General features: G+C 56.7%; 9 protein-coding genes. 5 read left to right on the top strand and 4 right to left on the bottom strand.

The window, feature by feature from the left end; translation table 11 throughout:
• Positions 1-102: 102 nt before the first annotated feature.
• Entirely contained in the window at positions 103-1,251 is a 1,149-nt protein-coding gene (locus tag GGR28_RS06570) for a GNAT family N-acetyltransferase (protein WP_183494943.1), read from the bottom strand.
• A gap of 164 nt (positions 1,252-1,415) precedes the next feature.
• On the opposite strand from GGR28_RS06570, the gene GGR28_RS06575 reads away from it, so the two are divergent.
• The gene (locus GGR28_RS06575; protein WP_183494944.1) at positions 1,416-2,237 is read left to right on the top strand and encodes a universal stress protein; all 822 of its coding nucleotides are present in this window, start codon (positions 1,416-1,418) and stop codon (positions 2,235-2,237) included.
• A gap of 26 nt (positions 2,238-2,263) precedes the next feature.
• On the opposite strand, the gene GGR28_RS06580 is transcribed toward GGR28_RS06575, so the two are convergent.
• Positions 2,264-4,105 (bottom strand): DNA topoisomerase IV subunit B, encoded by a 1,842-nt coding sequence (locus tag GGR28_RS06580; RefSeq protein ID WP_183494945.1) that lies wholly within the window; start codon positions 4,103-4,105, stop codon positions 2,264-2,266.
• Between the two features lie 163 nt (positions 4,106-4,268).
• On the opposite strand from GGR28_RS06580, the gene GGR28_RS06585 reads away from it, so the two are divergent.
• The gene (locus GGR28_RS06585; protein ID WP_183494946.1) at positions 4,269-6,788 is read left to right on the top strand and encodes an AsmA family protein; all 2,520 of its coding nucleotides are present in this window, start codon (positions 4,269-4,271) and stop codon (positions 6,786-6,788) included.
• A gap of 106 nt (positions 6,789-6,894) precedes the next feature.
• Here GGR28_RS06585 and GGR28_RS06590 read toward each other — a convergent pair whose 3' ends face one another.
• Positions 6,895-7,989 carry an AI-2E family transporter gene (locus GGR28_RS06590; protein WP_183494947.1) on the bottom strand — a complete coding sequence of 365 codons (1,095 nt, stop codon included), beginning with the start codon at positions 7,987-7,989 and terminating at the stop codon, positions 6,895-6,897.
• A 180-nt stretch (positions 7,990-8,169) separates the two neighbouring features.
• Here GGR28_RS06590 and icd point away from each other — a divergent pair, with 180 nt between their 5' ends.
• Positions 8,170-9,399 (top strand): NADP-dependent isocitrate dehydrogenase, encoded by a 1,230-nt coding sequence (icd, locus tag GGR28_RS06595; RefSeq protein WP_183494948.1) that lies wholly within the window; start codon positions 8,170-8,172, stop codon positions 9,397-9,399.
• Between the two features lie 67 nt (positions 9,400-9,466).
• Here the strand turns inward: icd and GGR28_RS06600 are convergent, their stop codons facing one another.
• Positions 9,467-10,135, bottom strand: coding sequence for a hypothetical protein (locus GGR28_RS06600; RefSeq protein WP_183494949.1), 669 nt, complete (start codon positions 10,133-10,135; stop codon positions 9,467-9,469).
• A 221-nt stretch (positions 10,136-10,356) separates the two neighbouring features.
• On the opposite strand from GGR28_RS06600, the gene GGR28_RS06605 reads away from it, so the two are divergent.
• Positions 10,357-12,033 (top strand): plasmid pRiA4b ORF-3 family protein, encoded by a 1,677-nt coding sequence (locus tag GGR28_RS06605; protein WP_183494950.1) that lies wholly within the window; start codon positions 10,357-10,359, stop codon positions 12,031-12,033.
• Positions 12,034-12,086: 53 nt separating this feature from the next.
• Positions 12,087-12,596 carry an O-acetyl-ADP-ribose deacetylase gene (locus tag GGR28_RS06610; protein WP_183494951.1) on the top strand — a complete coding sequence of 170 codons (510 nt, stop codon included), beginning with the start codon at positions 12,087-12,089 and terminating at the stop codon, positions 12,594-12,596.
• Positions 12,597-12,698: the final 102 nt, after the last annotated feature.

A 12,698-nucleotide genomic window follows, 5' to 3' on the forward strand; every position in this document is an offset into this window, starting at 1 on the left:
ATTAAGATCCAATTTTTTCAGGCCTGCCGACAAACTAATGAACCCTAAAATTGAGACACTGGTTGCCCGAAAAATCAATTCGTGACGCGAATTTAACCCGGCTCATTCCCCCCGTCGAAACGGGTTGCGTTGCACCCATCCCTTCGCTTCAAACACGGCTGGCACAAAACGGGGTACCAGGGCATTCACCACGGGCGAGCAGAGGCGCAGCTGGGTCGCGAATCGCCGGGGTTCTGCACCGATCGAGCTTTTAATTTCCGGGGCGGTACGACCATAGTCCAGTTCCCGGTAACCACCCGAGAGTGCATCCTCCAGCAGATCAAACAGCATGTTGTGATACAGGTGGTGGCTGTACTTATACGACTCCCGTAAGCCGAGGTAGTGCGCCTGGTACAACGGACCATTTGCAATCGCTGAGGTAAATCCGACCAGCTGCCCGTCCGGTGTAAAATATCCGTGCACCTCCCCCACCCTCACCAGCCAGCTGAGGTAGGCAGGGGTAAGCGCGGTCAGGTTGAAGGCCGCCCCGCTCGTCGTCTCGCGGTACAGGGCGTACATCGCTTCGAGTCGATCCTCAGCCTCCGAATGCTGTATTCGACGCCGCGTAAGTTTACCCAGCTTACTCCTTGCCCTCCGGTAGCGAACGCGGTATTTGCTGGTCAGGCTCAGCTGGTATTCCTCCACTGAATTCCACTCCTGAAGGTCGAGAACCATGACCGGATCGACGGGCAGGGTGGTGAAGCCGCGTCGCGAAAGTTCCCGTTCACCGACCGAATCAGCCCGACATACATCTTTGACCAGCACCGCACGGTAGCCGGGGCGCTCCGCAAGCAGGGTATCCGTCGTTGCAGACAGCAGGTGTGCCAGTTCCCGCCCAGACAGCCATTCCGTGCCTTCCTGCGCCAGATCTCCCGAAGTGAGCAGTTGCCCGATCACCAACACCTTGCTCGTCAGGGGCGCTAGAATTCGCCGGCGGAAATTCCACCGCGAGGTGAGTCCCTTCGCTGTTTCGCTGACTTGTGCCCCCAGCCGGAAATAAAAGGATTGTACCGACAGCAGAATGCGCCTCCCGCTTGGGGTATGAGTTAGTATGACTGCCTCGGTAGTCATCCCCTGGGGGTGCGAGTTGAGAAACGCGAGGGTCGGTGCCCGCAGCCAAAAGTTATCGAGGCGCCGTGGTTCGGGCCAGCTTAGGGTAATTTCCCGTACGTCGTCGTATAGGGTCAGTTGCCAATCGGATAGGTTTTCCAAAGACCGCACCCTGCGCTTCCCGGTACGGGTTGCGGAGGGCAAAGACGGGCAGAACATACTCATAGACGCGATGCGGGATTTGGGATACAACGCACGGCACGGCGCAAAGGTCATACCAAATCAAGTCGACGGGGGTGTATCTTCGTGCCAATTAGTGTATACACATGATCAACCGAATCCTTGTTCCCGTCGATTTCAGCATCGGTTCCGCAGCCGCCCTCCGGTATGCCGAAGCCATGGCCGTCTCCGTGGGTGCCCGCGAGGTCAGGGCCATCCACGTCTTCACGCCCCAGACGGTTTCCGGCGACGCAAGCCTGGTCGCTCCGGTCGGTGAGTTAATGGACGCCCGGGAAGAAGCCATGCACGAATTTCTCCGCAACATACCGTGCCCGACGGGCATCCGGCGTCGCAGCGAACTGGTCCTCGGCTTTCCGGGCGACAAGATCGTAGAAGAAAGCGCTGCTACTGACCTGGTAGTTCTCGGCGCAACGGGAGATTCCGACATCCTCGAACAGGTCTTCGGCAGCATCGCATCCTCCGTTGCCCAACGCGCTAAGTGTCCGGTCCTGCTCGTGCCCAGTAAGGCGGTATTCGAAGACTATCGCCACATCCTGTACGCCAGCAATAGCCTCTCCCTTAGCCGGCGGGCCGTACTGAAGTTGATGGACTTCAACGAGCTCTTCCGCGCCCGCATCCACTTCGTCCACGTCAACGACGACAACAGCGAGCACCGCCGCGAACGTGAAAAGCTATTTGCTCCGCTCTTCAACAATCCCGATCCCGAATTTGCCTTCGAGATCGTGGAAGTAACGGCCGAATCGGTGCAAAAAGGCCTGGTAGATTACCTCCGCGCCAATCCCGTCAAATTGGCCGTTATGGTCACCCAACACCGCGGCTTCTGGGAACGGCTGTTCCACCACAGCAGCACGAAGCAAATGATCCTGCACCCGGAAGTGCCGGTGTTGATCTTCCATTTAGAAGAGTAATAGTCAGCCTCGCCTGGGTAAACGCGCTAACTCTCCACCCGCAAGTTGTCGATGATGAAGTTCTGCCGCGTCGGCGTATTCTTCCCCATGTAGTAGCTGAGTAGATCCTCGATGTTGGTGTTGTCGGCCATGACGACGGGCTCCAGGCGGATGTCGTCACCAATGAAGTCCTTGAATTCATTCGGACTAATCTCCCCGAGACCCTTAAATCGGGTGATCTCCGCCTTGCCGCGAAGCTTTTCGATGGCCTCCTGCTTTTCCTCCTCGCTGTAGCAGTAGTAGGTTTTCTGCTTGTCGCGCACCCGGAACAGCGGCGTTTCCAGAATGTAGAGGTGGCCCTTCTCGACCATATCCGGAAAGAATTGCAGAAAAAAGGTCAGGAGCAACAGACGGATGTGCATCCCGTCGACGTCCGCATCGGTTGCGATCACGACCCGGTTGTAGCGGATCTCGTCGATGTCGTCTTCGATGTTGAGCGCATGCTGGAGCAGGTTGAATTCTTCGTTCTCGTAAACGACCTTTTTCGTGAGCCCGTAGCAATTCAGCGGCTTACCGCGCAGCGAAAAGACCGCCTGCGTCTGCACATCCCGCGCCACCGTGATCGACCCACTAGCGGAGTCTCCCTCGGTAATGAAAATGGTCGTGCCCAGGCGGGTTTCCTCATCTTTCGTCTTACCGTCACTAAAGTGAGCCCGGCAATCGCGCAGTTTTTTGTTGTGCAGGTTGGCCTTCTTGGCGCGCTGATTGGCCAGCTTTTTGATGCCGGCAATCTCCTTGCGCTCCCGCTCCGACTGCTTGATGCGCTTTTCCAGCGACTGGGCGATGGTCGGGTTCTTATGCAGAAAATTATCCAGGTGCTCCATCAGAAAATTCTTCAGGAAGGTCTGGACGGTCGGCCCCTTGGGGCCCATATCGGTACTGCCGAGCTTGGTCTTGGTCTGCGATTCGAATACAGGTTCCTCCACCTTGATAGCGATGGCCGCAATCACGCTGGCGAGTATATCCTTGCGGTCGTAATTTTTATTGTAGTGTTTCTGGACGGTTTCCACCAGCGCCTGCCGAAACGCGATCAGGTGAGTCCCCCCCTGGGTGGTGTGCTGGCCGTTGACGAAACTGAAGTAGGTTTCCCCGTACGCATTGCCGTGGGTTATGGCCAACTCGATGTCGTCGCCCTTCAGGTGAATGACGTCATAGCGGAGTTGCTCGACGTTGGTCTTACGCTCCAGCAAGTCGCGCAGCCCGTTCTTCGAAACCAGCGTCTTACCGTTGAAGTTGATCTTCAGTCCGGCGTTGAGGTAGGCGTAGTTCCAGAGCTGGTTCTCGACGAAGTCGGTTCGGAAACGATACTTCTTGAAGATGTTGCCGTCCGGCACGAAGCTGACAAAGGTGCCGTTCTGCTCGCCGGTCTTGGTTGCCTTATGTTCCTTCACCAGATTGCCTTCCGAAAAATCGGCCTGTACGAGTTTCCCCTCGCGTACCGCGTACACCCGGAAATCCTCCGAAAGGGCGTTGGTGGCCTTCAGTCCCACCCCGTTGAGGCCGACGGCCTTCTTAAAGGCCTTGCTGTCGTACTTGCCCCCGGTGTTGATCTTGGAAACCACGTCGACCACTTTCCCGAGTGGAATGCCCCGGCCGAAGTCCCGCACCTTTACCGTGCCGTCTTCAATAATCACTTCGATCTGCTTGCCGTGCCCCATGACGTACTCGTCGATGGAGTTGTCAATCACTTCCTTCAGTAGAATATAAATTCCATCGTCCGGACTGGAACCATCGCCCAGCTTACCGATGTACATACCGGGCCGCATGCGGATGTGCTCCTTCCAGTCGAGGGAGCGGATGTTGTCTTCAGTATAGGTCGCTTCTGCCATTTAACGCTGCTGTTCTTACCGGACAAACATACGAAAAACCGAGAATATTATCAAACAATTTGTTTTACGTGCCCCGTTTCCCCCATCCCCCCAGCAAACAAACAATACCCGCGTTTCAGACTTTTAGAAATGATGAACATTACCCCCACCCCACGCCATTCCCATGGCCGACCGTAGCATTCCTTTTCGCTGGTGGTACCTGCTGCTTTTGCTGCCGGTCCTCCTTTACTTCGGCGCACGCTGGTACGTAGGCTATCGTATCGAAGAAGCCATTGAAGCCGCAAATGAGGGGGAAAACTCCCTCGCGCTAGCCGACTACAGTTTCGGATTCTTCCCCATCGAGGCTTCGGTACGGGGGCTAACCTTCGACCAAACGCTCGATGCACTACAAACCACCGGACGGCTTAGCCAGGGCACGGTCAGCGGCCTGAACCTGTGGAGCCTGTTCGGCGACGACCCCATTGCCGTCAACCGCATCACCCTGCAAGGATTTGACGTAAAGCTCGTTCGCACGGGCCTGCGCGATCGCCAGGGCAGAAAGAGCAATTTCGCACTGGAAGTCGGGGACGTAAATCTCGACAGCGTGTTCTTGGAAATTGACGACCGGGCCGGAAGCCGCCACTTGACCGTCGCCAATCTGGATCTTGCCATGCAAACCTTCCAGTTGCCCTTTCGCCCCACCCAGATCAGCAACCTTAGCCTGTCCGCCGACTCCTCCCTGTACCGAAACTACCAGGACAGCATGTCCGTCCTGGCTACCGATATCGGGTACGACACGAACGCCGAGGCCATACTGGTATCCGAAGTGCGCTACCAACGCAGCGACAGTACCGACGTCCGCGCGGGCAAGGTGAGGCTCACCGGCCTGAACGGCCAGGACCTTGACGGCACGCTATCCATCGACAGCCTTTCAATTGCCACGCTGGGCGGCGGCGCGCGGGTGCAGGGAAAACGGCAGGAAGCAAGCGACTCTGGTGAATCCACCCCCATCCGCCTCGGTAAGTTGTCGCTTCCCGATGTCGACCTGAACGTATCCGGCGCATTCGGAACGATTCGCTTTGCGGGAGAGCTCACTGCTGACGAACTGCAGTACCAGGATAGCTTTAGCCTGCAATCCGCCCGGCTTTCCGGACAAACCGTCACTTACCATCGGGGCACCGATCTAGCCATCGAGACAACTGGCGCCCGCATCGAGCAGGGCCCGCTAACATTTCCACTCAAGAATGGGTTGCCGGGACTAACCTCCATCGACATTCCCGACTTCAAGCTCACTACCGACGGTCAATCCATCAACCTTACGGCTCTGGCCTACCGTAGCGATTCTGCAACCGTCACCGCGAATCAACTGGAGCTCGACGGCAGTAAAGTGAACGGTAGCATAGCCTCCCTCCGGATCACCGGCCTGGACCGGAACGCACTACTAGCCGGCGAACCACTCACCATCCCGGTCGCGGTACTTACCGATTCCAGGTTGAACGTGAGGCAGCAAAGTGGGGCTAACTACCAGCTAGATATTCCTACCGTTGAGTTCAACGACCTAGTGCGCAACGACGGCCTGCGTGTAGAAAGAACCAGAATTTCCAACGCCACGGTAACCCGCCGCACCGCCAGCGGAAAGGAGGACCTGGTAGCACGCGGAATCTATGTCGATCAGCGCGGTGTTTCTACTCCATTTTCCGCGAAAAACCTCGGGAAAAGTACGCTCCGGGCCTCCGAAGTAAGAATGATCGGCGACCGAGAACCCATCGACTACCACTATTCGAACCTGGCCTATAACAGTCGGGCCGGAACGCTCTCTCTCGATAGCCTCAATCGCATCAACCGACTATCACCGGGCGAGGTATTCTCTCAGAAAATAAGTAAATCGTGGCTGTCCTTCAGTTTTGATGGAATTCATGCAGAGGGTATCGATCACGGAGCGCTGGTAGCCGGAAAACTTATTCAGGTAGATTCGCTTTCCGCACGCGATTTTCGCCTGCGCGTGGTCGAGGATGTATCCTTAGAGCTGCCAAGTAAGGAGAAGTTGATGCCGATCGAGGCGCTACGCTCGATCGGTCCGCGAATCGTTCTCAACCGGGCCCAGCTATCTTCCACCGATATTGCCTACGGAGTCGTGGATTCCGTTCTACAGCCTAAAACGATCCACTTCAATTCGGGAACCGTGCGCTTTTCAGGTCTGGACACGGAAATCAGCACCACCGACTCCCTACTCGTCAGCCTGGATGCCACCTTCGAACAAACTACTCCGCTTCACGCCGAATTTGCCCTCTCCCGCGACAGCAGTGGACGCAACTACGCCGTGCGCGGACAAATGGGCAGCTACGACCTAAGCCGGATCAATCCCCTCATGGAAGTCGCCGCGAATGCCGTCGTCGAAACCGGCGTAATCGACAGTCTCAGCTACCACGGCCGCCTACAGGACGAGGTGCTCACCGGCCAAATGACCCTCCTCTACCATAACCTTGACCTGAAAATCGTCGGCAGTGGCGCCTGGATCAAAAACCTGCTCTCCGGCGTAGTCATGAAGGATTCCAACCTGCCCGGAGAAGATTTCCGCCAGGGCCAAATGTACCACGAGCATCCCTCCACCAAAAGCTTCTTCAATGCCTACTGGAAAGGCCTAGTCAGCGGCATGAAATCCTCCGCACTATCCGACATCGCCCTACAGAAGGAGTTGGATTAGAATTTCTTAGTCGTCGGACGAGCCTCGTGCCTCGGCCGGCCGACGACCGCGACCTACTATCCGCGAATAAATCTGCGTAATCTGCGGTGCAAGACGTACCTGAAGCCTACTTCGCCAGTATCTCTCCGGTGTCCTGATGCTTGCGTCCTCTCCGTTTCAGTTTGCGCGTATTGACGTCACCGTTTCGACTGAGCAGTATGGCAATCGGACGAGTTTCCGGAAACTGGGCACAAACGATGATGATGGCCACCGTAATGGGAACGCTAAGCAGCATCCCCACGATACCCCACAGCATCGACCAGAGGATAAGGGACAAGACAACCACTAAGGGACTGATATTGAGGGTGCTGCCCATCAACCGGGGCTCGATGATGTTTCCCACCAAGATTTGGATGACCGTTACCCCGAGAACCACTACCAGAAACGGAGTAAGGCTGTCGAACTGCACGAGGGCCAGCAGCGCGGGAAGGGCCGTAGCGGTGATGGATCCGATGGTAGGAACAAAGTTGAACAGGAAGATCAGAAAGGCCCAGAACAGCGCATAGTCCAGTCCAATGATGCGAAACACCACAAAGCTCAGCAGCGCGGTGGCAATACTGGTGAGGGTCTTGACGCCCAGATAGGTACGCATGGCGGTATTGATCTCCGCGAGGACGTAGGTGAAGCGAGTACTGCCCTCCATGTCGAGGCCCAGCGCCCGCATCTTCCGGGGAAAGCTTCCCTGCTCCACCAGGAAAAAAAGAACGTACAGCAACACAAGGGCTACCCCCTTCGCCGCACTCGTGACCCCGGCAAACACCAGGGCGAAATTGCCCAGTAGCTGCTGTCCCAGTTTCAGGTCCACAATACTCGGCGGGGGTCGGTCGATGTGGAATTGCTCGTACATCCGCGCGATCTGGGCTTCGATCCTCGGCAGGTAGATGTCGCTTTCCTGTACAAAGCCGTTCACGGTGTTGACGATCATATCGGAAATCGCGTACAGCGTCAGGCCAATGAAGATCAACGACATCAGCAGGGTGACGGAATTCGGTAGCCGGGTACCCACGAACGGCAGGTGGCGAAACTGGTCGTTGAGCGCATTGACCAGGTACCACAAAACGAGGGCGACGAAGATGGGCACCAGGTAGCTTTTGCCCACCACAATCAGGGTCAGGATCAGGCCGATAGTGACCAACCAGGCGGCGACTCGGAAAATGGACATGCGGTGCGTTGGCTGTTTACAGGGGTAACGAACAAGGTACACGGATTGTGTTGACTTGTCTCCTTAGTTTGTGCTTTGCTCCCGCGCGCCCGCCCACTTCTCCTTCGGCTTACGAATATTCGCTATTTTTGCCCGTCTGCCCATATTCGGGCCGACATCATGTAAAAATCAAGCACCTCTATGAGCGGATCTAAGATCACCATTGCCAACGGCAAACTCAACGTACCCAACGACCCCATCATCCCCTTCATCGAGGGCGACGGCATCGGACCCGATATCTGGGCCGCCGCCAGCCGCGTACTCGAAGCCGCCGTAGAAAAAGCCTACAACGGAGAGCGCTCCATCGTCTGGAAGGAAGTACTGGCCGGCCAGAAGGCCATGGACCAGACCGGCGAATGGCTGCCCCAGGCCACCCTGGACGGCATCGAGGAATACCTCGTCTCCATCAAAGGCCCCCTCACCACGCCCGTCGGCGGCGGCATCCGCTCCCTCAACGTGGCCCTGCGGCAGAAACTTGACCTATACGCCTGCGTGCGTCCCGTGCAGTACTTCACCGGCGTACCCAGCCCGGTCAAGAACCCCCAGGATGTGGACATGATCATCTTCCGGGAAAACACCGAAGACATCTACGCCGGCATTGAATTTGCGGAAGGAACCGACGAGAACAAGAAGTTCCTCAACTGGCTCAAGGAAAATTACCCCGACAAGCACGCCAAGGTGCGCTTCCCCGACACCACCGGCATTGGCATCAAGCCCGTGAGCCAGGAGGGTACCCGTCGACTCGTCAAGGCGGCCATCCAGTACGCCATCGACAACGGCAAGGATAGCGTGACCCTCGTCCACAAGGGCAACATCATGAAGTACACCGAGGGCAGCTTCCGCGACTGGGGCTACGAAACCGCGGCCAACGACTTCGGCGCTACCCCCCTCGACGGCGGCCCCTGGCACACCATCACCACCGACGACGGCAAGAAGATCACGATCAAGGACGTCATTGCCGACGCCATGCTCCAGCAGATCATCCTGCGCCCCAAGGAATACGGCATCATCGCCACCTTGAACCTGAACGGCGATTACATCTCCGACGCCCTGGCCGCCCAGGTCGGTGGTATCGGGATCGCACCCGGTGCAAACATCAACTACACTACGGGAATTTCGATCTTCGAAGCGACCCACGGTACCGCGCCGAAGTATGCCGGCCAGGACAAGGTCAACCCCAGCTCGGTCATCCTCTCCGGTGAGATGATGTTCCGCTACATGGGCTGGCCCGAAGCCGCCGACCTCATCATCAAGGGAATTGAGGGTGCCATCAGCAAGAAGCGCGTCACCTACGACTTTGAGCGGCAGATGGACGGCGCTACTCTACTCAAGTGCAGCGAATTCGGTGATGAGATCATCGCCAATATGTAGAAGTGAATCTGAGCTGATTTTTAGATTCTAGGAGGGTCGTTGCCGCAAGGCAGCGGCCCTTTTTTACTCACCCCGGTATCGATCTACCCACCAGCTCCTTTACCGCCATGCTCATCAGCAGTTGTTCCTCTTTTTCGTTGAGGTCGTCGGGGATGAACTCGAAGGCACGCTGGCTGAGGGGGTCGTCGGCTTTGCCGGGCAGTTTGGTCAGGGCTCCCACTTCGCGGTTGCCAACGCTGACCGGGAGATAGTTGTCCTGGCTGGTGGTAGCGATGCGGGCCAATTCTTTTCCGGTACGTTCACCGAGCAGGACCTGGTCCTTAATGATGCCTACGGGCTGGTCGTCGATTTCGAGGGTGGTTTTTCCTTTCTCGGTCCAGTAGACGTAGTCGTGATCGGCCGTACGGGCGTACAGTAGTTCATTGACTTGCTTGCCGAGGTAGCGGCGGTAGCTGTAGCTCACGACCGGTTCGTGGAAGATGGTCGTGAAGGTGCCCTTGGCCGTGGTGCCGGTACCGGTTTTGAGCACCTGCTTATCCTGGGTGAGACTAAACAGATCGAGCTCCTCCTTACTCATCTTTACGAGGTTTGAGCTCCACCCATCCATGTCTTCCTTCATTTCGCGCAGGACCTGATTGCGGCGTTTTTTGGAAGGCATGCGGTTGCGGCTCCACTGATTGTACATGTACACCAGGGCTACGATCAGCAAAATGGAAAGAATGAGTAGGGGAATCATTGGGGCGAACTTATGGATAGGTAACAATTCGGGTGGGTCAACGGGTTCAGGCGTTGGTAGATTAGGGGCGGGCGTTGGTCGGGGAGTCGGTTACGCTCCACGCGCAAATTTTTGAACGCCCTCGCGGTGTGGGTAATTCGGCCCTATAGATAGTACCGTATTACCTATTTTGCTTTCAGTTTAATCACCGCTCCCGCGTACCCGCCCTAAACTGATCTGCTATGGAACATTCCGCTCCCTACCTGCTGGACGATCTGGTTGAGGCCGTACGGAGTCGTGCCGGCGAACATAAAAAGTGGACGGACGCGCTGCTTGTACAGGCGTGTGAGGCGTACGCCACCTACTTTACTGACCTCCAACAGGATCCCCATCTGGAACCACCCTCCTCCTGGGATGCGGAGTACGATTTGCTGTTACTGACGCTGTGGGATGTGATCGTAGATCGCGAAATCACCGGAGTGGACGACATCTGGCTGGAAGGGGCAAGCGGGAAGGCGACCAGTCATGAAGACTTATACATTCAGATCTTCCGCGAACTGATCGAGGAAGTCAGGCTAACGACCAGTGACCGTGATTCGAGGGCTTTTCTGGAAGCTGACTGGGATAAGCAAGTAGGTACCCCGGAAGACTCCTTTAACCAGTCAAAACTTGTCGAGGAAGAGGTGGGCATTCGATTCCACTACGAACCTCGGGCCGACTTACCCGTCGATATGAGTATTATTTTGGAAAGCGCGTCGGCGTCCGCTGCCGATATCGATACCCTAATTGCTGAGGTCGTACGCCTTCGGCGCGAGAATCCCGGTAGCCTGTCCCACGCGGAAACCGAGCTTACCGTACGACTGGCCGTTGGGGACATTGCGGGTGCAGTGACGCTGGCCAAGGAACTCCGGACGGAATTCCCGGAAAGTATATTGATTATCTATGTGCTCGTTGAAGCCGCTCGATCAGGCGATACGATAGCCAGCATAACCGAGTCCTGGGGCAACCCGCCGGATGTCCGTCGGGCCTTCCCGAACTGGCAATCGGGCATCAGCATCTACGACTATTCCCTCTACGAACAGATCTCGATCAGGATAGACTGTTCCGCCGGACGCTACGTAGAAGCTCTGGCGCGACTGGAACGCTTGATCAAGTTGGACCTCGATGGAGAAGTGATTGAGGAATTGCTGGAAACCTACTTCGAGTATCACTTACACGATCAGGTCATGGGGAATCACGTTATGCCGAATACGTGGGAGCCGCCGCCCCTCAACCCGGCAGCGCCCCGGGCATCCCAGCTTGTCAGCGAACACTGGCCCAGCTTCGCGGATTTCGTGACCAAGCAAGCCATGCGCAGTTCCGGAATGGACGATTTCGACCTGGACGTACCCGAAGGCAGCTACCAAATCAAGGTGACGCTTCAGGGAATCCGACCGCCCATCTGGCGCAGACTCATTGTTCCGGCAGCGATCTCCCTGGCCGATCTCCACCGGGTCATTCAGGCGGCCATGGGGTGGGATGATGCCCATCTCCACTCTTTCCAGACCACCCAATCCACTTACTCCCCGGAGGATACGGAATATAGCGACAACTACAATGGCCTGTACCTGAACATCCTAATGCAGAAGCCGAAACACAAGATCTCCTACGAGTACGACTTCGGGGACAGTTGGCACCACGAGATCCTACTGGAAAAGGTTCTCCCCGACCCGGTAGACCAGGTCACTTGTACCGCCGGCAAACGCGCTTGCCCACCCGAAGACAGCGGTGGCATCGGCGGCTACTACAATATGCTGCAAATTATGGCCGGCCCCGAAACGGAAGACAAGGAAGCACTGCGCGCGTGGCTGGGTGACGACTTTGAGCCGGAAAAATTCAGTGTGGACGAGGTGAATATTCGCTTGCGGTCCATATCGTAGATCGTAAGCAAGCCAATCAGGCATGCACACCGACGGAAAACACAAAATAATAGATGGCACACCTCACCCTTCTCCGCGCCGACATCACCACCCTTACCGTCGACATCATCGTCAACGCCGCTAACTCTTCCCTCCTCGGCGGCGGGGGCGTCGACGGAGCCATTCACCGGGCGGGCGGTCCGGCCATCCTCGAAGCCTGTAAAAAGATCGGCGCCGAGCAGGGTGGCTGCCCTACCGGAGAGGCCGTCATCACTACCGCCGGAAAGCTACCGGCGAAGTACGTTATCCATACCGTAGGGCCGGTCTGGAACGGCGGCACCAACGGAGAGGATGCCCTACTGGAAAGCTGCTACCGCAACAGCCTGCAGTTGGCCGAAGAAGTCGGCGCTACTTCCATTGCCTTTCCCAACATCAGCACCGGCGTATATCACTTCCCCAAGGAGCGGGCGGCGGAGATCGCAGTACGGACGGTCCGGGCCTTTCCCGTAAATTCGATCGAAGAAGTTTCTTTCGTGTGCTTCGATGCTGAGAATTATAATATTTATGAGCGGTTGATGGCGTAAGTCTACTGCAACGCATTGACCTTATGCTCGACCAAAATCTGCGAAAATCCGCGAAGACAATCTGCCTAAATCTGCGTTGAAAAAAGAGTCTCGGACCAGAGG

The organism is Neolewinella aquimaris (assembly GCF_014197245.1).
In the GTDB taxonomy this organism is placed as follows: Bacteria; Bacteroidota; Bacteroidia; order Chitinophagales; family Saprospiraceae; genus Neolewinella; species Neolewinella aquimaris.